Genomic DNA, 21,034 nt, shown 5'->3' on the forward strand with positions numbered 1-21,034 from the left:
CTCAGCAATCCCGCTCGGCGCGGCCTCAGGCGCTGAAGCGCGCGTGCAGCTCGGTTTCCAGCGTTTCCAGGGAACGGCCACGGGTTTCCTGCACGTACCTGGCGACGAAACCGAGAGCGAGCACGCCGACGGCGACGAAGACGAGGAACGTGTAGGAAATCGTGAACGCGTCGACCATGACCGGGTAGGTCAGGCCGATGACGAAGTTGGTGGACCACAGCGTCAGGCTCGCGATGCCGAAGGCGAAACCCCGCATCTTCAGCGGGAAGATCTCGGCGAGCATCAGCCAGGTCACCGGCGAGGTCGCCCCCTGCTGGAAGGCAAGGAACGTCACGGTCAGCGCCAGCACGACCAGCCCGCGCGCGAAGCCTTCCGGCATCACCATCGACACGACCGCGACCAGCAGCAGTGCCGTCGACGTGCCCGCGATGCCGACCAGCAGCATCGGACGCCGGTTCACCCTGCCCAGCAGGTAGATCCCGACGAAGGTGGCCAGCACCGAGATCACGCCGTTGGCGATGTTGGCGATCAGGGCGCCGTTGGCCGAGAACCCGGAGTTCTTCAGGATCTGCGTGCCGTAGTACATGATCGTGTTGACACCGCTGACCTGCTGGACGATCGCGATCCCGATGCCGACCAGCACGAGCTTGCGGATCCACGGGACCGCCAGGTCGGACCAGCCGCCGGTCTGCGACTTCTGGTCCTCCTGCGCGAGCCTCTTCACCTCGGTGAGCTCGTCCTCGGCGCGCTGCGCCGAGCGCACCTGGCGCAGCACCTCCAGGGCGTCGGAGAACCGGCCCTTGGACGCCAGCCACCGCGGGCTCTCGGGCATGACGAGCATCCCCAGCCACAGCACCACCGCGGGCAGGGTGGCCACGACGAGCATGTAGCGCCACACGTGCGCGGAGTCGCCGAGCACGCTCGCGATGCCCGCGTTGAAGCTGAACGCCAGCAGCTGGCCGGTGACGATCATCAGCTCGTTCTGCGTGACCAGCCGGCCCCGGCGCTCGGCGGGTGAGATCTCGGCCAGGTAGGTCGGCACGGTGACCGACGCGCCGCCGACCGCCAGGCCGAGCACGAACCGGGCGGCCACCATCACCGCCGTGTTGGGAGCGAAGGTGCACGCCAGCGTGCCCAGCACGAAGATCGCCGCGAGCATCAGCAGGTTGCGCCTGCGTCCCCGCGCGTCGGAGAGCCTGCCGCCGAAGAACGCGCCCAGCGCGGCGCCCAGCAGCAGCGAGCTCGTCACCACTCCCTCGGTGACCGGGGTGAGCCCGAGGTCCTTCTGCATGTAGGGAAGGGCCCCGTTGATCACGCCGGTGTCGTAGCCGAACAGCAGGCCACCGAAGGTCGAGACCACGGTGATGACCTTCAGACGGCGTGAGTGCGGCCCCTTGGCCTCGAGCGGCACCGCCGGAGCCGGGGGCACGTCACTGTGCACTTCGGACATCTCATCTCTTCTTCGTCGTCGGAGGGGTTCCGGAGTGGATGCGCCAGGTCACCGGGTCTCGGGACGGCGGGTACCGCTGAGGCCGCACCGGGCGAGGTACTCGCGGGTGCGGACGGCGATGGGCAGCGGGACGTCGGGCTCGCAGGGGTAGAGGTCCTGCTCGACGATCACGAACAGCTCGTCGTCCAGGCCGGCCAGGGCCTCGGTGACCTCGGCGGGGTTGGGCACGCCGGCGGGCGGCTCCACGCACACCCCCCGCTTGACGGCCTCCCCGAAGGACAGCCCCTCGGTGAAGACCTGCTCCAGCACCTGCGGGTCCATCTGCTTGATGTGCACGTACCGGATGCGCTCGCTGAAACGGCGGATCAGGTCGAGGTTGTCGCCGCCGCCGTAGGCGACGTGCCCGGTGTCCAAGCACAGGTTGGCGTAGCGGGAGTCGGTCTCGTTGAGGAAGCGCTCGATCTCCGGCTGGGTCTGGATGTGGCTGTCGGCGTGCGAGTGCAGGCACAGCCGCACGTCGTAGTCGTCGAGCAGGATCTTGCCGAGCTCGTTGGCGGCCTTGCCCAGCGCGGTCCACTGCTCGGCGTTCAGGACCGGTTCCTCGGTGTAGGCGCCGGTCTTCTCGTCCCGGTACATCGGCGGGATGAACACCAGGTGGTGCGCGCCCGCGGCCGCGGTCAGCTCTGCCACCTGGCGGACGGCCGCCAGCATCTCGTCCCACTCGTGCGGCCGGTGCAGCGCGCCGAACGTGGTGCCGCCGGAGACCTTCAGTCCCCGCGAACCGACCTCCTCGGCGAGCTGCTTCGGGTCGGTGGGCAGGTAGCCGGGCGGGCCGAGCTCCAGCCACTCGTAGCCGGCCTCGGCCAGTTCGTCCAGGAAGCGGGTGTAGGGGACCTGGTGGTCGTCCTGCGGGAACCACACCCCCCACGAGTCCGGTGCGGAGCCGAGGCAGAGATTGCCCGCCACGGTGCGGGCGATGGTGGGCTGTGACGCCGTCGTCATCGACGGACCTCCTCACGACGAGCTCAAGCTCGGGGATCGGGGCGACTAGAGCGCGCTACTATCGCGCTCTAGGCCCGGTACTATGCTGCCGGTCACATGCAAATGTCAAGACGTTCTATCAAACAAACCGCAAGGCAACATAGAGCGATGAACGAACCCCCGACCGAACGCCGTCGCGACAGCGCACGGGACCGCAGGCCCACGATGGCGGACGTCGCCGCGCGGGCCGGCGTGTCCCGCGCGCTCGTCTCACTGGTCTTCCGGGGCCTGCCAGGCGCCAGTGCCGCCACCCGCGAGCGGGTGTTCAAGGCCGCCGACGAGCTCGGCTACCGCCCGGACACCGCCGCGCAGCTGCTCGCGCGGGGCCGCAGCCGCACGCTCGGCGTGATGCTGACCGTCCACCAGCCGTTCCACGCCGACCTCGTGGAGGCCATCTACCCGGCAGCGGAGCAGGTCGGCTACGAGGTGCTGCTGTCGGCGAGCGCACCGGTGCGCGACGAGACCAAGGCCGTGGAGGCGCTGCTCAGCCACCGCTGCGAGGGCCTGATCCTGCTCGGCACGCGGGCCGACGCGCGATGGCTGAACGAGCTCGGGCAGCGCACGGCCACCGCCATCGTCGGCCGCCGCCTGCCCGGCGCGCACGTGGACAGCGTGCACACGGCCGACGCACTCGGCATCCGGCAGGCGGTCGACCACCTCGTGGAACTCGGACATCGCACGATCACGCACGTCGACGGCGGACAGGCCCCCGCGGCCGCCGACCGCCGCCGCGCCTACCGCGCCGCCATGCGCGCGCACCACCTGGCCGAGCACGTCGACGTGCTCCGCGGCAACCACACCGAGGACGCCGGGATCGAAGCCGGCCACACCCTGCTGGCCCGAGACCGGCTGCCCACCGCCGTGCTCGCCGGGAACGACCGGTGCGCCATCGGGCTGATCGGCACGCTCCTGCGCGCCGGCGTGGACGTGCCGGGGGAAGTCTCCGTCGTCGGCTACGACGACAGCCACATCTCGCACCTGCTCCACGACCTGACGACCGTCAGCCAGGACGCGCTGCGCATGGGGGAGCACGCGGTCCGTTCGGTGGTCAGGCGGCTCGACGACGACTCGCTCGCCCCGGACGAGATCGTCCTCGAACCGAAGCTCGTCGTGCGCAACACCAGCGCTCCCCCACGGGACGGGAGCACGGCGCGCTGACCCGCGGCTCCGGCCGGGCGAGAGCAGGCTCATGATCTGTCCTAATGTACGGACATATTGTTGACAGGTTTCAACCCGGTAGCTACACATGGACCCGGAAGCACCGTCGGACCAGGTCACCTCTCGTACCTGTTCCCACCGCTAGGAGTTGCCATGCCTCTGGTCCGGATCGATCTCGTGCGAGGTCGCAGCGAAAGGGACGTGCGCGCCGTCGCCGACGCCGTGCACGCGGCGCTGGTCGACGTCCTCGGAATTCCCGAGGACGACCGCTTCCAGGTGATCAGCGAACACGAGCCGCAGCGCGTCATCGCACAGGACGCCGGCCTGGGCTTCCAGCGCAGCGACGCGCTGGTCATGATCCAGGTGTTCACCCAGGCCGGCCGGGACACCTCGACCAAGCAGCAGGTCTTCGAGGCCATCGCGTCGCGCCTGGGCGCGCTCGGCATCGGCGGCAACGACGTGTTCGTCGGGATCGTCGAGAACACCGCCGCGGACTGGTCCTTCGGCTTCGGACGCGCCCAGTACGTCGTGGGCGATCTCCCGGTGCCCGCGCGCTCCTGATCTCAGCCGCCACTCGCCCGGCTCCGCTCCCCCGCCGCCGCGACCGCTCTCCTCTGGCACGACCACTCTGGAGGTTCCACGCAGATGACATCCGCCCCGTCCTCGCCGAGTCCGGCCGTCACCCTGAACAGCGGTGCGCGGATGCCCCAGCTCGGGTTCGGCGTGTACCAGCTCGCGGCGGACGAGGCGACCGAAGCCGTCAGCACCGCGCTCAGGGCCGGGTTCCGCAGCATCGACACCGCGACCGCCTACCGCAACGAAGCAGCGGTAGGCCGGGCGATCGCCGAGTCCGGCATCCCGCGCGAGGAGCTGTTCGTCACCACGAAGCTGTGGAACACCCACCAGGGCTACGACTCCACGCTGCGGGCCTTCGACTCGAGCCTGAGCGAGCTCGGCCTCGACCACGTCGACCTCTGCCTGATCCACTGGCCCATGCCCGGCCGGGACCTCTACGCGCAGACGTGGAAGGCGTTCGAGAAGCTGCACGCCGACGGCCTGGTCCGCAGCATCGGCGTGTCGAACTTCCACATCGCGCACCTCCGGCGGCTGTTCGACGAGCCCGGAGTCGTCCCCGCGGTCAACCAGATCGAACTGCACCCCCGGCTGCAGCAGTACGGGCTGCGGGCGTTCCACGCCGAGCACGGCATCGCCACCGAGGCGTGGAGCCCCCTGGGGCGGGCGCAGGGCCTCCTGGACAGCCCCGCGATCACCGAGCCGGCCGCCCGGCACGGCCGCAGCCCGGCGCAGATCGTGCTGCGCTGGCACCTCCAGCTCGGCAACATCACCATCCCGCGCTCCCGGACACCCTCCCGGATCCAGGAGAACATCGACGTCTTCGACTTCGAGCTGTCCGGCGACGACATGGAAGCCCTGGCCGGCCTGGAGCTCGGCGCCCGCATCGGCCCGGACCCCGACGTCCTCGGAGCGTGACCGCCCCGCGCGGGAACTTCCGCACCGCCCCGCCCGCCTTGACGCGCTGCTCGTCGCCAACCAGCGGCGGGCCGGCGGCTGCTACGCGCCGCTGCGCGGCGGCCCGGAGGTCTCCCGCACGACCAGCCGGGCGGGAGTGACCGTTTCCGTTGCCACCACGGAGTTCTCCGTGCGCGCGATCGCGCGGCCGACCGCGGCCCGCGCGAGCTGGGCGGCGTCCTGGCTGACCGAGGTTAGCTGCACCGTGGCCAGCGCCGCCATCCTGGTGTTGTCGTAGCCCACGACCGAGACCTCCCCCGGCACCGCGACACCCCGGGCTCGCAGGGTGAGCAGCAGTCCGAAGGCGATCATGTCGTTGTGCGCGAGAATCGCGGTGGGCAGCGGCTCTCCGCCGTCGAGGAGCCGCCTGGCGATCTCCACGCCCGACTCCTCGGCAGGACTGCCGTGGAGCACGCAGACCTGTTCGCCGAGACCGTGCGCGCCCATCGCCTCGACGTAGGCATCGCGCCGGATGGCGCTCATGACCGCGCCCCCGCCGTCGACGTAGGTGATGGACCGGTGCCCGAGCCCGACGAGGTGGCCCACGGCGTCGATGACGCCCTGGCGGTCGTCGGAACGCAGCGAGTCCACCCCGTCGGCCCGCACACCGGCACCGACGCTGACGACCGACGCGAGGGCACCCACCTCCGCGAGCTGATCCTCACTCAGATCGGGGCTGACGAGGATCAACGTCTCGCACCGGTCTCGCAGCAGGTCTGCGATGGCCTCACGCGCCGGCCGGTTCGGGGCGGTGGCGCTGAGCAGCAGGCCGTAGCCGGTCCCCTCCGCGGCGCGGTACAGGTTCTCGATGACGTCGGCGTGGAAGCTCTGGTCGACCGAGAACGTCACGCCGAGCAGCCGCGACCGCTGCTGGCGCAGCAACCGCGCACGCTGGTCGGGCCGATAGCCGAGGCGGTGCGCGGCATCGAGGATGCGGGCCCGCGTCCGGTCCGAAACACCGGGCTCACCACGCAGCGCCACCGACGCCGAAGAAACCGACGTACCCGCTTCCCTCGCCACGTCGACGATCGTGGTCTTGCCGGCCTTCCCCGCCACGTGCACCCGCCTTTCGACACACCGAGTGCTCGCAGCCGCGCGCCGGCGCGGGGAAAGCACTACGGATGATGTGTTGACGCAGGCACCACGGCTCCGGATGCCCGCCACCACAGGTTACCGGAACGTTCCGGTAACCGATCGAAAGGCTTCGACGAGGACGCTCGAAAACGCGCCGCGATGGGTCCGAAACCGACCAGCGGGAGGAGCCGGACGACGCCCGTTCCGTTTTCGGACGCCGTCGGGCCACAGACACCCCGCGAAAAGCCCGTACCCCAGCCTTCGCACCTCTACCGCACTGAATGCACGCACGAACAGAACACCGGTGTCGATGCCCCAGTTGAAAGCTCCCGCACGTACGGCACCCATGGCGGAAACTGCCCGCACCGCATGCGGCCGGTATTTCAGCGTCCGTCGACGCACATTGATTTCCAGCAGAGGGTGAGTTGCTCATCCCCTCCCGTCTCAGCCGGCGTGCGCGTTGCCACCGGCCCCACCGACGCCGTCACCGCCGACGCCGGAAGCACCGATGCCGCTGCCACCGGGACCACCGGGACCACCGTCGCCGACCGTGCTCCCGGCACCGCCGGCGCCACCTTCGCCGCCGCCGGCCCCGCCACCCGTACCGCCGCCGTTGCCGCCATCGCCGGCGTCGGCGTTGTGGGTCGCGCCGGAACCGCCCGCGAACGCCAACGCCGTCAGCAGGGTACGCGCCGGGAGGAACTCGATCCGCTCGTTCTCCAGCTCGGAAACGCTCAGTTCGCCAGACACCGTTTTTCTCCCTTTGCGGACGAGCCGAATGCCGGGCCGCGCAGGAAATCGCAATTGCCTTGCGACCCACTTCGGCGGGTGTTCATTTTCGGCTGCACCAGGGGGAGAACCCCCAGGCCACGTCACCACGCAGGGCCACTCCAGTTTCTCTCCGTCATCGTAGGCGCGTGCCACCAGGATGTACACCGGCAGCGCCCGCACGGATTCACTCGTTGCACCCGACGGCGAACCAAACACAGTCGTGAAGGCGAAAAGCCAGGGACTTGGTGCCCTACCACCGCACACCCGCGCGCGGCGTCGGCGCCGGCTTTCCGGTGACCGGACGTGCCGAGCCCCGAGCATCGATCGTCCGACTCGCGGGTGTCCGAGCCGCCCATGGGGCCGAGGAGTGCGGCCAGTCCACTGTGGACATCGAGATGACGTTCTCCGCCTTGCACATCCCGGGCACACGATCACCCGGGCTCCGACGTCGTCCGGGACGGTCAGGCCGTCGTCGCGACAGGAGCGAGGACGGGCCGCTTCGCCCGGCGACCCTCCCCGGAGGAGCGGCCGAGCACCCGGCGGAGCATCCAGGGTCCGACGAAACCCACCATCCACCGCAGCTCCGCCCCGGCTCGGCGCAACGCGGGCACCGGCCGCCGCGCCGGGAGCGGCTCGCTCCACGCGGTTCCGCTGCCCGGCAGGTCCAGGGCACGGGAGACGGCCGCGGCCAGCCGTGCGTGGCCGAAGGCGTTGAGGTGCAGCCGGTCTGCGCTCCACAACCGCGGATCGGACGTGACGGCGTGGGCGGACAGGTCCACGACCAGGGCCCCGTGCCGGTTCGCCGCGGCCCGGACGCGGTCGTTGAGATCGCGGGTCCGCGCGGTGAGCAGTCGCCCGACCGGCATGCGCCGCCCGGGGTCGGGATAGGTGAACGTGACGACCGTGGCGCCAGTCGCCGCGAGCGCGCTCAGCACGTGCTCGATGTGCCCGCTCACGGCCGCGACGTCGCAGCGGGGGCGGATCAGATCGTTCACCCCGGCCATGACGGTGGCCAGGTCGGGCGAGAGCGCGAGCGCCGCGGACAACTGCTCGGCGCGCACCTCGCGGGCGAGCCTGCCGCGCACTGCCAGGTTCGCGTACCGCAGCCGGGAGTCGGCGACCGCGAGCTCTTCAGCCAGCCGGTCCGCCCAGCCGCGGTATCCCTTCACGTCATCGCCGTCGTTGAGACCTTCGGTCTGGCTGTCGCCCAGCGCCACGAACCGGCGGTAGCCGGGCACGGCCGAGCCGCGGTCATCGCCGGACATCGGCGCCCTCCCTGGCCCGCAGCACCGAAGCAACCCGGTTGCACCAATCCCGGTTCCCGCGCTCGAACTCCCGGCCCCGCATGCACGTCAGGTAGGGGCCGACCTGGGCACCGCGCGCCAGGAAGTCGGCTTCGCCGAGGTCACCGCGCATCTTGCCGAGCAGCTTGTCGAACAGCTCGATCTTCGCGGCGGCGATCGCCGCGCGTTCCTCGAGCTGCCCGATCAGCTCGGCCGCGCCGACCGAGTCGGCGGCCACGACCTTGACCATGAGGTCGTCGCGGACGAACGAGGGCTTGGACGGCGCGGCCGCGAACCGGCGCAGCTCGGTGAGCCCCGCCGGGGTCAGCGTGAACATCCGCTTGTTCGGCCGCGTTTCCTGCACCACCTCGCGGCCGGAGACCAGACCCTCCCGCTCCAGCTTCGCCAGCTCCGAGTACAGCTGCTGCGGCAGCGCATGCCAGAAGTTGGCCATGCCGACGTCGAAAGCCTTGGCCAGCTGGTAACCGCTGCACTCACCGTCCAGCAGGGCCGCCAGCACCGCATGCCGCAAGGCCATCCCGCATCCTCCCTAGCCCGGACCACTCCTTCTCACTATAGTCAATTTTCTGACTAATCACATGCTTTACCAAGGAGTGCACATGGAGACCATCGACCGCTTCCGCGCCGCCGTCGAACGGCGCGACGCCGACGCGCTGGAGCCGCTGTTCGCGCCCGAGCCGCGGTTCTTCAGCCCGATCAAGTTCGCCCCGTTCGAGGGCAGGGCCATGGTTCTCGGCGTCTTCGGAGTTCTCCTGCGGCGCGTCTTCGACGACTTCCGGTACGCCGGCGAGCTGCACGGCACGGCGGAGACCGCGGCGGGCGCGGCGGCCGACTCGCACCTGCTGATCTTCCGGGCCGTGGTCGGCGGCAGGCAGATCCACGGCATCGACCTGATCCAGCTCGACGACGACGGACTGATCGCGGAGTTCACGGTCATGGTCCGGCCGCTGAGCGCCGTGACCGCGATCGGCGAGGCGGTGCACGCCGGTCTCGTCGCCGAGGGACTGCTGCCGAGCGGAACGTGACGGATCTCCGTTAGCGCGCCAGAGACCCCGCAGCCACAGCTCTGCCACTCGACGGAGTGAACCGACACGAGGGCTCGTGGCGTGAATCACTCGTCGACTCTTGATTGATTCCAGAAAATCAGCCAGACTGCGCACCGTGCCAACGACGACTGCGGACTTCGAGCGCATGTTGCGCGAGGCGGAGCTGCGTGTGACGCGCCCTCGGGTGGCGGTGCTGTCCGCGGTGCACGATCATCCGCACGCCGACACGGAGACCATCATCGGTGCCGTGCGCGGAGCACTCCCCAAGGTGTCGCACCAGGCCGTCTACGACGTGCTGCGCGCACTGACCTCGGTGGGGCTGCTGCGTCGCATCCAGCCGATGGGCTCCGTGGCTCGCTACGAGGCACGGGTCGGGGACAACCACCACCACATCGTGTGCCGGTCGTGCGAAACCATCTACGACGTCGACTGCGCCGTGGGTACACCCCCCTGCCTGACCGCGTCCGATGCCCACGGCTTCTCGATCGACGAGGCCGAGGTCATCTACTGGGGACTGTGCCCCGACTGCGTTCCCGACTCGGATCCCGACCAACCTGAGCCCGAAAGGAATTCCGGTGACTGACAGCCCTGACGCCACCACCGGCGGCTGCCCGGTCGCGCACGGCGACCGGCTCCCGCACCCGACCCAGGGTGGCGCCAACAACTACTGGTGGCCGAACCGGCTCAACCTGAAGCTGCTGGCCAAGAACCCCGCCGTGGCCGACCCGATGGGCGAGGAGTTCGACTACGCCGCGGAGTTCAAGACCCTGGACCTGTCCGCCGTCAAGGCTGACATCCAGGAGGTCCTGACCACCTCCCAGGACTGGTGGCCCGCCGACTTCGGGCACTACGGCCCGCTGATGATCCGCATGGCCTGGCACAGCGCGGGCACCTACCGCGTCAGCGACGGCCGCGGCGGCGCAGGCACCGGCCAGCAGCGGTTCGCGCCGCTGAACAGCTGGCCGGACAACGTCAGCCTGGACAAGGCCCGCCGTCTGCTGTGGCCGGTCAAGCAGAAGTACGGCCGCAAGCTCTCCTGGGCCGACCTGATGATCCTGGCCGGCAACGTGGCCCTGGAGTCGATGGGCTTCGAGACCTTCGGCTTCGCCGGTGGCCGCGTGGACGCCTGGGAGCCCGAGGACGACGTCTACTGGGGCGCCGAGACCACCTGGCTCGGCAGCGACCAGCGCATCTCCGGCGGCGAGCAGCGCAACCTGGAGAAGCCGCTGGGTGCGACCCACATGGGTCTCATCTACGTCAACCCGGAGGGCCCGGAGGGCAAGCCGGACCCGGTGGCCGCCGCGCGCGACATCCGCGAGACGTTCGGCCGGATGGCGATGAACGACGAGGAGACCGTCGCCCTGATCGCCGGTGGTCACACCTTCGGCAAGACCCACGGTGCCGCCCCGGACTCCAACCTCGGCCCCGACTCCGAGGCCGCTCCGCTCGAGGCGCAGGGCCTGGGCTGGCAGAGCAGCCACGGCACCGGCAAGGGCGCCGACGCCATCACCAGCGGCCTGGAGGTCACCTGGACCTCCACGCCGACCCAGTGGGGCAGCGGCTTCTTCGAGAACCTGTTCGGCTACGAGTACGAGCTGTACCAGGGCCCGGGCGGCGGCTGGCAGTGGCGGCCGAAGGACGGCGCGGGTGAGGGCACCGTCCCGGATGCCCACGACCCGTCCAAGAAGATCGCCCCGAACATGCTCACCACGGACCTCTCGCTCAAGGTCGACCCGATCTACGAGCCGATCTCGCGGCGGTTCTGGGAGAACCCGCAGGAGTTCGCCGACGCCTTCGCGCGTGCGTGGTTCAAGCTGACCCACCGCGACATGGGCCCGGCCGACCGCTACCTCGGCTCCGAGGTCCCCTCCGAGGAGCTGATCTGGCAGGACCCGATCCCCAAGCCCGACCACGAGCTGGTCGGCGCCGCCGAGATCGCGGAGCTGAAGGGCAAGATCGCCGAGTCCGGCCTGACCGTGCGGCAACTGGTCTCCACCGCGTGGGCCGCGGCCTCGACGTTCCGGGGCAGCGACAAGCGCGGCGGCGCCAACGGCGGCCGCATCCGCCTCGAGCCGCAGCGCAGCTGGGAGGTCAACGAGCCGGACCAGCTCGCGACCGTGATCAGCACGCTGGAGGGCATCCAGGAGTCCTTCAACGCCGCGTCCGGCGCCAAGAAGGTCTCGTTCGCCGACCTGGTCGTGCTCGCCGGCGGCGTCGGTGTCGAGCAGGCCGCCAAGGCGGCCGGGTTCGACGTCGAGGTCCCGTTCACCCCGGGTCGCGGCGACGCCACCGCGGAGCAGACCGACGTCGAGTCCTTCTCGCACCTCGAGCCGTCCTCCGACGGGTTCCGTAACTACCTCGGCAAGGGGCACCCGCTGCCCGCCGAGTACCAGCTCGTCGACAAGGCGAACCTGCTCACCCTGAGCGCGCCGGAGATGACGGTCCTGGTCGGTGGCCTGCGCGTGCTGGGTGCGAACTTCCAGCAGTCGGAGCAGGGCGTGTTCACCGAGAAGCCCGGCACGCTCACCAACGACTTCTTCGTGAACCTGCTCCAGATGGGCAACACGTGGAAGGCGACCGACGAGAGCTCGGAGGCCTTCGAGGCCACCGACGCCTCCGGCCAGGTGAAGTGGACCGGCACCCGGTTCGACCTGGTCTTCGGCTCGAACTCCGAGCTGCGGGCCGTGGCCGAGGTCTACGCGTCCGACGACGCCGAGGAGAAGTTCGTGCGCGACTTCGTGGCGGCGTGGGACAAGGTGATGAACCTCGACCGGTTCGACCTCGCCTGATCCCGGCGTGTGGTTCACCCCGGTGTGAACCACACGCCGTCGGACCGAAGTGACGTGCAGGCCCCCGCCCACCTGGGCGGGGGCCTGTGCGCGCCGAGGGCTGCCCCGGCTCCACATTCATAACCGCCGGACATGGATACGCGGCAACGAGCATTTCCCTCGCGCCGGTAAGCGGCCATAGCGTCGGCGGCATGAGGCTTCTGCTGATCGGTGCCGCCGGGAAGCTCGGCACCGCGGTCCACGAGGCGCTGACCGCTCGCGGCCACGAGGTGCTCACGGCAGGGCGTTCGAGCGGGGACCTGCGCTACGACATCGCCGACCCGGCGCAGATCTCCGCGCTGTACGACCGGGCCGGGACCGTGGACGCGGTGGCCGGCGCGGCGGGCGACGTGCCGTACAAGCCCGTCGCGGAGATGCTTCCGGAGAACTACGAGGCCGCGTTCCGCGGAAAGGTGCTCAGCCAGATCGAACTGGTCCGCCAGGGCGTCTCGCGCATCGCCGAGCGGGGTTCGTTCACCTTGATCACCGGCGTGCTGTGCCGCGACCCCATCCCGACGAGCAGCGCCGCGGCGATGGCCAACGGCGCGGTGGAGGCGTTCGTGCGCGCCGCGGCGATCGAGATCGCCCCGCAGCGCATCAACGCGATCAGCCCGACCGTGTTCACCGAGAGCCTCCCGAAGTACGGCGACTTCTTCCCCGGGGTCCCTCCGGTCGACCTCTCCCAGGTCGCGCAGGCCTACGTCCGTTCCGTCGAAGGCGCCCACACCGGCCGGATCTACGAGCTCAGCTAGCAGGCCGGTTCAGCACCGAGGGGGCTCGTCGCACACAGCGACGAGCCCCCTCTCCGTCTGGGCCAACGGCCTACGCACCGCTGGACGCGGTGGGTTCGGCTGCTGCTCCGGTGATTTCCCGTTCCGATGGCGTTTCCGCCCCCTCGGCAGGTCCATCGAGGACGTCCTGGAGTTGCGCGGTGTGGAAGCCGCTGCGAACCGCCCACCAGTAGCTCGACACCGCGACCACGACCACTGCCAGCAGGTCGATTGCAGTTTGTCAGACAATCTGCGGGTTTGTGCCGGGACACTACGACGGACGCGCGGGCCGGTCAAGACGCAAGGGCGCGAAACTTGTGGGCCAGTGCTCGGATCTCGTGTGAGCGGCCCGGAAAGGCTCAGCGGCCGGGAGCGAGGGCCGCTTCCCGCCCGGTGGAGCCCTGGTCGAGCACCAGGAGCGCGAGGTACACCGACAGGCGCGTGGGTGCGTCGTCGAGGTCGCGGTCGAGGACCTCCGACAGCCGCCGCAGGCGGGCGTAGGCCGCGGGCCTGCTGGTGCCGATCCGCGCGGCGAACGCGGTCACGACGCCGTCGGTCTCGACGTAGGCGCGCAACGTCTTCAGCAACTCGTCCCGGCGCGCTTCGGGCAGCCGCAGCAGCGGGCTGAGCTGTTCCTCCACATAGGACAGCAGGCGGCGGTCGTCGCGCAGCCGCCAGACGAGCCCGCGGACGCCGAGGTGACGGGGCCGCCACACCGCACGGGCCGCCGGGTCGGGAGAGGCGTCGGCGACGTCTGCGGTCTGCAGTGCGTGGTGCAGCGCATCGGGCAGCTCCGCGAAGGAGGCGGCGGGATCCGACGCCGCGACCGCGCGGACCCGATCCGCCGGGAGACCAGGCACCAGCTCGGCGACCACGTCCGGCTCGTCGTCGAGGGACGCACAGGAGACGACCACGGCGATCCGCCCCGGTCGCAGCGGGCCGACCAATGCGGCCCGGCGCGTGTGGCGCACTGCCGACGCGACGACCTCGAGGGCTGCCCTGTCCCCCTCCCCCGCGGCGGCGGGAGCGACCACGACCAACACCGCGAACGGTCCGCCGGTGGGCAGCCCGAGCGCCCTGGCCCGGACCCGCAGGGCGCTTTCGGACGCCTCCGACGCTCCGAGGATGTCGGCGAGAAGACCGCCCTGCGCCTCGAGCTCGATGCCCGGGGAGCTCGCGTCGATGCGCACGAGCACCGCGATGGCGTCGGCGGCCTGGGTGAGGACGAGGCGGACGCGCTCGGCATCGGCGTCGCGGCGCGGAACCACGAGCCGCCCCCAGCGCTCGACGCGGGGGCCGACCGCAGCGCTGAACCACCCTTCGGGGCCGGACGGCTCCGCCGGACCGGCGGGCAGCGCCTGCCGGGATCGGACAGTCCAGTCCCGCAGCAGGTCTTCCGCGACGTCGCCGGCGAACGCCAGCGCGCGGTGCCCGAGGTCTTCGAGCACGACCGGAAGCTCCAGCAGCGCAGCGGCTTCGGCGACCACCGTGCCGACCCCCGCGCTGTCGACCATCAGCGTCCGGAAGGTCTCGGTGACCCGCTGCGAGAACTGCATGTGCGCGTACTGCTCGTTGAGGATCCACGCGTGCACGACCTCGGTGACCTCGACGAACCGCACCGTACCGCGCAGCTCCACCAGAGGGAAGCGCAACGCTCGGGCCGCCTGCACCAGGGTCTGGGGCAGCGACCGCAGGTGCTGGCCCAGCTCGATGACCAGGCCCACGGCACCGGCGTCGCGCAGCGTCGTCAGGTATTCCAGGTGGTCCGCGGCGGGGTCGGCCACCGCCGCTCCGATCGAGAGGATGAGCTCGCCGCCGCTCAGGGTGCCCGCGGGCTGGCGCTGCTCGCTGACGTGCACCCAGCGCACGCGGTTGGGCAGGGCGGACCGGCCGGCTCGGACGGTCGGGGTGCCGGCCTGCAGAGCCGGGAGCGCGAGGACGTCGGCCACCGTCGGGAACATCGGACGGACTTTACACTTCGTAAGGCAGAGCGGCTCGAGGCCGACGTTCTGTTGCTTCCCCGCGTGCCGGGTCTCCCGCCACACTCCCTTCCATGGTGGCTACTACACAGGCCGACGAGGCCGTTCCCACGCTGCACCACTGGGCGGGCGGCCCGAAGGTCGGCAGGCACGACCGCTTCTCCGAGGTCACCAACCCGGCGACCGGTGAGGTGACCGCGCGCCTTCCGCTGGCCTCGGAGGAGGAGACGGCCGAGGTCGTCGCGGCGGCGAAGGTGGCGTTCCCCGCCTGGCGCGACACCAGCCTCGCCAAGCGCGCCCAGATCGTGTTCCGGTTCCGCGAGCTGCTCAACGAACGGGCGGGCGAGCTGGCCGAGCTGATCACCGCCGAGCACGGCAAGGTGCTCTCCGACGCCGCCGGGGAGGTCGCCCGCGGCCAGGAGGTCGTCGAGTTCGCCTGCGGCATCCCCCACCTGCTCAAGGGCTCGATGACCGAGAACGCCTCGACCAGGGTCGACGTCTCCTCGATCCGCCAGCCGCTGGGCGTGGTCGGGATCATCTCGCCGTTCAACTTCCCGGCCATGGTGCCGATGTGGTTCTTCCCCATCGCCATCGCCGCCGGCAACACCGTGGTGCTCAAGCCTTCGGAGAAGGTGCCGAGCGCCGCCCTGTGGCTGGCCGAGCTGTGGAAGGAAGCCGGCCTGCCCGACGGCGTGTTCAACGTCGTCAACGGCGACAAGACCGCCGTGGACGCCCTGCTGACCAGCCCGGATGTCAAGTCGATCAGCTTCGTGGGGTCGACTCCGATCGCCCGCTACGTCTACGAGACCGGCACCGCGCACGGCAAGCGGGTGCAGGCGCTGGGCGGCGCGAAGAACCACATGGTCGTGCTGCCCGACGCGGACTTGGACCTGGCCGCCGACCAGGCCGTGAATGCCGGGTTCGGGTCGGCGGGCGAGCGGTGCATGGCCATCTCCGCGCTGGTCGCGGTCGGCGACATCGCCGACGTCCTCGTGGGCAAGATCGCCGACCGGGCCAAGGCGCTGCGCACCGGCGACGGCCGCCGCTCCTGCGACATGGGCCCGCTGGTCACCAAGCAGGCCCAGCAGCGGGTCTCCGGCTACATCGACGCCGGTGAGGCGGCCGGGGCCACGCTGGTCGTCGACGGCCGCAACGGCGAGTTCGACGCCGACGGGCAGGGCTTCTTCGTCGGACCGACCCTGTTCGACCACGTCACCACCGACATGTCGATCTACACCGACGAGATCTTCGGTCCACTGCTGTCGGTGGTGCGCGCCGACACCTACGAAGAGGCCATCGAGCTGATCAACGCCAACCCGTACGGCAACGGCACCGCGATCTTCACCAACGACGGAGGCGCGGCGCGCCGGTTCCAGAACGAGGTCGAGGTCGGCATGATCGGCATCAACGTCCCCGTCCCGGTGCCGATGGCCTACTACTCCTTCGGCGGCTGGAAGAACTCCCTGTTCGGCGACACCCACGCGCACGGGACCGAGGGCGTGCACTTCTTCACCCGCGGCAAGGTCGTGACCTCGCGCTGGCTCGACCCCTCCCACGGCGGCATCAACCTCGGCTTCCCGCAGAACGACTGACAGACCTCACGAGGGGATCTCGATGACCACTCTCGACAACGCCACCGCACCGTCCACATCCCAAACCCCGGCGGCCGAGTCCGCCGCGCGCCACCTCTGGATGCACTTCGCCCGCATGGGCGGCCACGGGCCGGAGAACCCCGTCCCGGTGATCACCCGCGGCGAGGGCGTGCACATCTGGGACGACCGCGGCCGCCGCGTCCTCGACGGCCTGGCCGGGCTGTTCGTGGTGCAGGCCGGCCACGGCCGCCGCGAGCTGGCCGAGGTGGCCGCCCGCCAGGCCGCCGAGCTCGCCTACTTCCCGGTGTGGGGCTACGCCACTCCGCCCGCGGCCGAGCTCGCCGAGCGCCTGGCCCACCTCGCCCCGGGCGACCTCAACCGCGTCTTCTTCACCTCCGGCGGGGGCGAGGCCGTCGAGTCGGCCTGGAAGGTGGCCAAGCAGTACTTCAAGCTCGTCGGGAAACCGCTGAAGCACAAGGTGATCAGCCGGTCCGTGGCCTACCACGGCACACCGCACGGCGCGATGGCCATCACCGGACTGCCGAAGATGAAGCAGGACTTCGAGCCGCTGGCCCCGGGCGGGTTCCGGGTGCCCAACACCAACATCTACCGGCACCCCGAGTTCGCAGACGACCCGGAGGCGTTCGGCCGCTGGGCCGCCGACCGCGTCGAGGAGGCCATCCTCTTCGAGGGGCCCGACACGGTGGCCGCCGTCGTGCTCGAGCCGGTGCAGAACTCCGGCGGATGCCTGACCGCTCCCCCCGGCTACTTCGCGCGGGTCCGCGAGATCTGCGACCGCCACGACGTGCTGCTGGTCTCCGACGAGGTCATCTGCGCGTTCGGCAGGCACGGCCACACCTTCGCCTGCGACAAGTTCGGCTACGTGCCCGACCTGATCACCTGCGCAAAGGGCATGACCTCCGGCTACGGCCCGCTCGGAGCGCTGATCGCCTCCGACCGGGTGATGGAACCGTTCCTGCGGCCGGGCGTCACCTTCCCCCACGGCTACACCTGGGGCGGCCACCCGGTCTCGGCGGCCGTCGCGCTCGCCAACCTCGACCTGGTGCAGGAAGAAGGGCTCCACCAGCGGGTTCTGGACAACGAGCGGACGTTCGGCGAGACGCTCGGCAAGCTGCTGGACCTGCCGATCGTCGGTGACGTCCGCGGCGACGGGTACTTCTGGGCCGTCGAGTTGGTCAGGGACAAGGCCACCCGCGAGACCTTCGACGCCGCCGAGCGGGAGCGCCTGGTCCGCGGTTTCCTGCCGGGGGCCCTGTTCGACAACGGGCTGTACTGCCGCCCCGACGACCGCGGCGATGTCGTCGTCCAGCTCGCCCCGCCGCTGACCGCCGGGCAGGCCGAGTTCGACGAGATCGAGCGCATCCTCCGGCACACGCTGCTCGAAGCCACGTCTGTCCTCTGACCCGGACAGCTCGCCGCAGGTGGTCCGCCGCTGCCCGAGCGGCGGACCACCTGCGCGCTCCGGTGGCTGATCACGCCTCGCCCTCGTGCGCGGGCAGGCGGACTCCGCTCCGCGAAGCCATGCCGTCGCTGATGTGCAGGACCGCGTCAGCGGCGTGGAGAGTCGCCTGGTCGAGGGGGAAGTAGCCCTGTTCCGGGGTGGTGTCGGTGCGCGTGCGGGCGGAAGTGATCGCGGTGGCCGCTGTCAGACCCCAGGTGGTCGTATCGCGCTGGAGGAAGCCCTCGTAGGTGTCCGGATCGGGATCGCGGAGCCCGAGAGCTTCGCTGCGGCCCAGGCTGCCGGCGACGAAGGCGTACCGCTCGCCCAGCAGAGACCCGACGATGGCGCCGGCGCCGAACCAGTTCAGGTCCAGGTCTCCCAGGCGCAGGTTGCTCAGGCTTCGCTGGAGGTGGCGGTTGTGCGCGAAGACGAACGTCGCGCCCCGGCGGGCTTCGGAGTCCCGGACGTCGAGGAGGTTCTGGGCCATGATCGCGTCCCGGACGGCGAGCTGGCCGGACACCCGTGCGGTCTGCTCGATGCGCTGTGCCGACTGCTTGTGGTAGCGCAGAAGGCCAAGACCGGCGGTGAGGTGGGTTCTGGCCCTGAACCACTCGGCGCGTGATGTCGCCGCGATCAGTTCGGGTGCGCGCGCGTAGAGCGAGGTGAGCATGTCGTCGGCGATCGATCGCAGCCGCTCGGCGTCGGCCGTGGCACCGACCGACATGGCCGGGTCCATGACCGCCTCCGTGCGGCTCCACCGTTGGTCATCACCGAGGAGGCTTGTGAGGTCGACGGCGAACCCCAGGTAGCGGCGGGCGTGTTCGAGGTAGCACCGCGGGCTCGGCGCGCTCACCATCTCGGTCGGCGCGTCGAATCCGTGGAAGGCCACACGCTCTTCCGGCGGCCGGTTCTGGTTGTGTTCGCGCATCCAGGCGACCAGTCGCCTGTTGGCGTCCAGGTCGCCGGAGCCGTGGGAGAAGCCCTCGCTCATCGCCGTGTCGAGGGTTCCCGCTCCCTCCCGGACGAAGTCGTCCACGGCGAGCGCGGCCACGCGATCGGTTTCGATCGCGATCGACCGGAAGCCGTGGCCGGCCAGCTGGGCGAACAGGTCGTTGCGGACCCGCCCGAAGGCCGGTTCCTGGTGCGTCGGCTCACCGAACGCCAACAGGTCGCATGGCGCCGCGGCGAACTCGCGAATGTCCTGACTCATGGGATTCGATCGTATCGTTGAAAGATCTGTTGAGACTTCTACCGCGATGGCCGTCAAATCCTGCGGTAAAGTCTCAAACCGGTGATCACATTGCGACCGACCGACCTCGCGCGCGAGCACGGCATCTCGACCCAGGCCGTCCGCAACTACGAACAGGACGGGTTCATCCCGCCCGCCGAGCGGACACCGGCCGGCTACCGGATCTACACCGAGGTGCACGCGGCGGCTCTGCGCGCCTTCCTGGCGCTCATACCGGCGCACGGCCACTCGGCAGGCGGGCAGATCATGAACGCGCTCAACGAGGGCGAGCTCGACGACGCACTGCTGATCATCGACCGCGGCCACCGCCGGCTGCTCCGCGACCGCGAGACCCTCGACGCCGTCAAACAGGCCGTGGACCACCTCACGGCCGAACCCGACGCCGTTGCTGACCAGCCGGCCGCCGCCAGACCCCGAACCGTTGGCGAACTCGCCCACCACCTCGGTGTCACCCCTGCGACCATCCGCAACTGGGAAGCCGTCGGCATCCTGGCCCCCGCGCGCGATCCGGCGACCGGATACCGCCTCTACCGCGCGAGCGACACCCGCGACGCCGAACTCGCCCATCTCCTCAGACGCGGTGGCTACCCGCTGGACCACATCTCCACCGTGGTCCAGCAGGTCCGGACGGCCGGCGGCACGGACGCGCTGGCCACCGCCCTCGACGACTGGCGGCGAAGGCTCACGGCGCGGGGCCGGGCCATGCTCAACGCGGCCGCACAGCTCGACAACTACCTGAGTCTGCGCGACAACTAGACGCGTTTCAGGGGCTTGCCCAGTGGGTCGCCTGGCGGAACCTCAGCCGACTTCTCGCTCGGTGTCTCCGACCGACGTATGTCCGGAAGAAGCCGGTGCTCCGGCTCACACGGGCGTGCCGTCCTCGCCATGCCAGAGCAGCTCAGCGACCCGTGCCGCGGTCGCCTGCATGCTCTGCAACGCGCTGGGAATCCGAGCCCGCCCGAAGCGGTAGCGCGGCCCTTCCACCGTCAGCACCGCGGCCACCGCGCCCGCCGAGTCGCGCACGGGGCGCGACACCGACAGCAGCTCCTCCTCCAGCTCGTTGTCGATGACGGCGTAACCCTGCTCGTGGACTTCCTTGAGCTCCCGCAACAGGGCCTCGCGGTCCACGATGGTGCGGGAGGCGAACGCCTCCAGCGTCTCCGGCAGGAGCTCCCGGACCTGCTCCGGCGCCAGCTCCGCCAGCAGGGTCTTGCCCGTCGAAGTCGCGTGCAGCGGGAAGCGCTGCCCCACGATCTTGTGCACCGCGACACCGACCACGTGCGGACCGGTGGCCTCGGCGACGATGTCGAAGTCGTGGCCCGGGGTCGGCACCGCCAGCGTCACCGTCTCGCTCAGCTCGGCCGCCAGCTCGTCCAGCGCGGGCTGGACGCGGGACACCAGTCCCGAGTGCGGATCCGCGAGCCTTCCCAGGCGCGCGAGTTCCCAGCCGAGCGAGTAGTTGTTCTCGACGCGGTGGACGAGGCCTTCGCGTTCGAGAGTGGACAGCAACCGGAACGCCGTCGGCCGCGCGATGCCGGACTCGGCCGCCAGCACGGTCACCGACGCGCCGCTGCCGTGATGCGCGAGGCCCCGGAGCAGCCGCGCGGCCTTGACCACCGACTTGTTGGTCAGATCCACCGGCTCGCTCGGGCGGTCCATCCCGACTTCACTCCCCACGCATCCCACCCGCCGCGCGCACCAGCGGACATGTCCGATCCCCCATGGTAGGGAACCGGACACGCCCAGCCCCGTGCGCCTCGGGCAGCCGCGCGCACCGGAG

At 70.6% G+C, this 21,034-nt stretch carries 19 protein-coding genes; 10 read left to right on the top strand and 9 right to left on the bottom strand.

The window, feature by feature from the left end; genetic code table 11:
- Positions 1-25: 25 nt before the first annotated feature.
- Positions 26-1,450, bottom strand: coding sequence for a sugar porter family MFS transporter (locus tag HUO13_RS25490; protein ID WP_211897579.1), 1,425 nt, complete (start codon positions 1,448-1,450; stop codon positions 26-28).
- A gap of 48 nt (positions 1,451-1,498) precedes the next feature.
- The gene (locus HUO13_RS25495; RefSeq protein WP_211897580.1) at positions 1,499-2,452 is read right to left on the bottom strand and encodes a TIM barrel protein; all 954 of its coding nucleotides are present in this window, start codon (positions 2,450-2,452) and stop codon (positions 1,499-1,501) included.
- A gap of 147 nt (positions 2,453-2,599) precedes the next feature.
- Here HUO13_RS25495 and HUO13_RS25500 point away from each other — a divergent pair, with 147 nt between their 5' ends.
- The 3 genes from HUO13_RS25500 (at position 2,600) to HUO13_RS25510 (ending at position 5,140) form a co-directional block, all read left to right on the top strand.
- The gene (locus HUO13_RS25500; protein ID WP_249124042.1) at positions 2,600-3,649 is read left to right on the top strand and encodes a LacI family DNA-binding transcriptional regulator; all 1,050 of its coding nucleotides are present in this window, start codon (positions 2,600-2,602) and stop codon (positions 3,647-3,649) included.
- A gap of 153 nt (positions 3,650-3,802) precedes the next feature.
- A complete protein-coding gene (locus HUO13_RS25505; protein ID WP_211897581.1) occupies positions 3,803-4,210 on the top strand; it encodes a tautomerase family protein in 408 nt (135 codons plus the stop codon).
- A gap of 84 nt (positions 4,211-4,294) precedes the next feature.
- A complete protein-coding gene (locus tag HUO13_RS25510; RefSeq protein WP_211897582.1) occupies positions 4,295-5,140 on the top strand; it encodes an aldo/keto reductase in 846 nt (281 codons plus the stop codon).
- A gap of 81 nt (positions 5,141-5,221) precedes the next feature.
- On the opposite strand, the gene HUO13_RS25515 is transcribed toward HUO13_RS25510, so the two are convergent.
- The 4 genes from HUO13_RS25515 to HUO13_RS25530 form a co-directional block, all read right to left on the bottom strand.
- Positions 5,222-6,235, bottom strand: a complete 1,014-nt coding sequence (locus HUO13_RS25515) for a LacI family DNA-binding transcriptional regulator (RefSeq protein ID WP_249124043.1) — start codon at positions 6,233-6,235, stop codon at positions 5,222-5,224.
- Positions 6,236-6,697: 462 nt separating this feature from the next.
- Positions 6,698-7,003: a hypothetical protein gene (locus HUO13_RS25520; RefSeq protein WP_211897584.1), complete on the bottom strand. Its 306-nt coding sequence runs from the start codon at positions 7,001-7,003 to the stop codon at positions 6,698-6,700.
- 482 nt (positions 7,004-7,485) lie between these two features.
- A complete protein-coding gene (locus HUO13_RS25525) occupies positions 7,486-8,289 on the bottom strand; it encodes an SGNH/GDSL hydrolase family protein (RefSeq protein WP_211897585.1) in 804 nt (267 codons plus the stop codon).
- A complete protein-coding gene (locus HUO13_RS25530) occupies positions 8,276-8,845 on the bottom strand; it encodes a PadR family transcriptional regulator (RefSeq protein WP_211897586.1) in 570 nt (189 codons plus the stop codon). The genes HUO13_RS25525 and HUO13_RS25530 overlap by 14 nt, the downstream gene beginning before the upstream one ends.
- Positions 8,846-8,927: 82 nt before the next feature.
- Between HUO13_RS25530 and HUO13_RS25535 the strand changes: the two genes are divergently transcribed.
- From HUO13_RS25535 to HUO13_RS25550, 4 genes are all read left to right on the top strand, one after another.
- A complete protein-coding gene (locus HUO13_RS25535; RefSeq protein ID WP_211897587.1) occupies positions 8,928-9,353 on the top strand; it encodes a nuclear transport factor 2 family protein in 426 nt (141 codons plus the stop codon).
- A 166-nt stretch (positions 9,354-9,519) separates the two neighbouring features.
- Entirely contained in the window at positions 9,520-9,957 is a 438-nt protein-coding gene (locus tag HUO13_RS25540) for a Fur family transcriptional regulator (RefSeq protein ID WP_211903143.1), read from the top strand.
- Entirely contained in the window at positions 9,950-12,163 is a 2,214-nt protein-coding gene (gene katG, locus HUO13_RS25545; protein WP_211897588.1) for a catalase/peroxidase HPI, read from the top strand. Before HUO13_RS25540 ends, katG begins: the two co-directional genes overlap by 8 nt.
- Before the next feature lie 191 nt (positions 12,164-12,354).
- On the top strand, positions 12,355-12,954 hold the full coding sequence (locus HUO13_RS25550; RefSeq protein ID WP_211897589.1) for a short chain dehydrogenase: 600 nt from the start codon (positions 12,355-12,357) through the stop codon (positions 12,952-12,954).
- A gap of 377 nt (positions 12,955-13,331) precedes the next feature.
- Here the strand turns inward: HUO13_RS25550 and HUO13_RS25555 are convergent, their stop codons facing one another.
- On the bottom strand, positions 13,332-14,933 hold the full coding sequence (locus HUO13_RS25555) for a PucR family transcriptional regulator (RefSeq protein ID WP_211897590.1): 1,602 nt from the start codon (positions 14,931-14,933) through the stop codon (positions 13,332-13,334).
- A 92-nt stretch (positions 14,934-15,025) separates the two neighbouring features.
- On the opposite strand from HUO13_RS25555, the gene HUO13_RS25560 reads away from it, so the two are divergent.
- Together HUO13_RS25560 and HUO13_RS25565 are read left to right on the top strand one after the other, a co-directional pair.
- The gene (locus HUO13_RS25560) at positions 15,026-16,543 is read left to right on the top strand and encodes a CoA-acylating methylmalonate-semialdehyde dehydrogenase (protein WP_211897591.1); all 1,518 of its coding nucleotides are present in this window, start codon (positions 15,026-15,028) and stop codon (positions 16,541-16,543) included.
- Between the two features lie 22 nt (positions 16,544-16,565).
- Positions 16,566-17,966 carry an aspartate aminotransferase family protein gene (locus HUO13_RS25565; RefSeq protein ID WP_211897592.1) on the top strand — a complete coding sequence of 467 codons (1,401 nt, stop codon included), beginning with the start codon at positions 16,566-16,568 and terminating at the stop codon, positions 17,964-17,966.
- A 70-nt stretch (positions 17,967-18,036) separates the two neighbouring features.
- Here HUO13_RS25565 and HUO13_RS25570 read toward each other — a convergent pair whose 3' ends face one another.
- Positions 18,037-19,215 (bottom strand): erythromycin esterase family protein, encoded by a 1,179-nt coding sequence (locus HUO13_RS25570; RefSeq protein WP_211903148.1) that lies wholly within the window; start codon positions 19,213-19,215, stop codon positions 18,037-18,039.
- An 81-nt stretch (positions 19,216-19,296) separates the two neighbouring features.
- Here HUO13_RS25570 and HUO13_RS25575 point away from each other — a divergent pair, with 81 nt between their 5' ends.
- Positions 19,297-20,010 carry a TioE family transcriptional regulator gene (locus HUO13_RS25575; protein WP_211897593.1) on the top strand — a complete coding sequence of 238 codons (714 nt, stop codon included), beginning with the start codon at positions 19,297-19,299 and terminating at the stop codon, positions 20,008-20,010.
- Between the two features lie 105 nt (positions 20,011-20,115).
- Here HUO13_RS25575 and HUO13_RS25580 read toward each other — a convergent pair whose 3' ends face one another.
- Entirely contained in the window at positions 20,116-20,913 is a 798-nt protein-coding gene (locus HUO13_RS25580; RefSeq protein WP_211897594.1) for an IclR family transcriptional regulator, read from the bottom strand.
- Positions 20,914-21,034 lie beyond the last annotated feature (121 nt).

It is taken from the genome of Saccharopolyspora erythraea, assembly GCF_018141105.1.
Classification (GTDB): Bacteria; Actinomycetota; Actinomycetes; order Mycobacteriales; family Pseudonocardiaceae; genus Saccharopolyspora_D; species Saccharopolyspora_D erythraea_A.

Bases quoted from the DNA above. Each gene is read 5' to 3' on its own strand.
- HUO13_RS25490 (WP_211897579.1), bottom strand. From the start codon at position 1,450: ATGTCCGAAGTGCACAGTGACGTGCCCCCGGCTCCGGCGGTGCCGCTC.
- HUO13_RS25495 (WP_211897580.1), bottom strand. From the start codon at position 2,452: ATGACGACGGCGTCACAGCCCACCATCGCCCGCACCGTGGCGGGCAAT.
- HUO13_RS25500 (WP_249124042.1), top strand. From the start codon at position 2,600: ATGAACGAACCCCCGACCGAACGCCGTCGCGACAGCGCACGGGACCGC.
- HUO13_RS25505 (WP_211897581.1), top strand. From the start codon at position 3,803: ATGCCTCTGGTCCGGATCGATCTCGTGCGAGGTCGCAGCGAAAGGGAC.
- HUO13_RS25510 (WP_211897582.1), top strand. From the start codon at position 4,295: ATGACATCCGCCCCGTCCTCGCCGAGTCCGGCCGTCACCCTGAACAGC.
- HUO13_RS25525 (WP_211897585.1), bottom strand. From the start codon at position 8,289: ATGTCCGGCGATGACCGCGGCTCGGCCGTGCCCGGCTACCGCCGGTTC.
- HUO13_RS25530 (WP_211897586.1), bottom strand. From the start codon at position 8,845: ATGGCCTTGCGGCATGCGGTGCTGGCGGCCCTGCTGGACGGTGAGTGC.
- HUO13_RS25535 (WP_211897587.1), top strand. From the start codon at position 8,928: ATGGAGACCATCGACCGCTTCCGCGCCGCCGTCGAACGGCGCGACGCC.
- HUO13_RS25540 (WP_211903143.1), top strand. From the start codon at position 9,520: ATGTTGCGCGAGGCGGAGCTGCGTGTGACGCGCCCTCGGGTGGCGGTG.
- HUO13_RS25550 (WP_211897589.1), top strand. From the start codon at position 12,355: ATGAGGCTTCTGCTGATCGGTGCCGCCGGGAAGCTCGGCACCGCGGTC.
- HUO13_RS25555 (WP_211897590.1), bottom strand. From the start codon at position 14,933: ATGTTCCCGACGGTGGCCGACGTCCTCGCGCTCCCGGCTCTGCAGGCC.
- HUO13_RS25560 (WP_211897591.1), top strand. From the start codon at position 15,026: ATGGTGGCTACTACACAGGCCGACGAGGCCGTTCCCACGCTGCACCAC.
- HUO13_RS25565 (WP_211897592.1), top strand. From the start codon at position 16,566: ATGACCACTCTCGACAACGCCACCGCACCGTCCACATCCCAAACCCCG.
- HUO13_RS25570 (WP_211903148.1), bottom strand. From the start codon at position 19,215: ATGAGTCAGGACATTCGCGAGTTCGCCGCGGCGCCATGCGACCTGTTG.
- HUO13_RS25580 (WP_211897594.1), bottom strand. From the start codon at position 20,913: ATGGACCGCCCGAGCGAGCCGGTGGATCTGACCAACAAGTCGGTGGTC.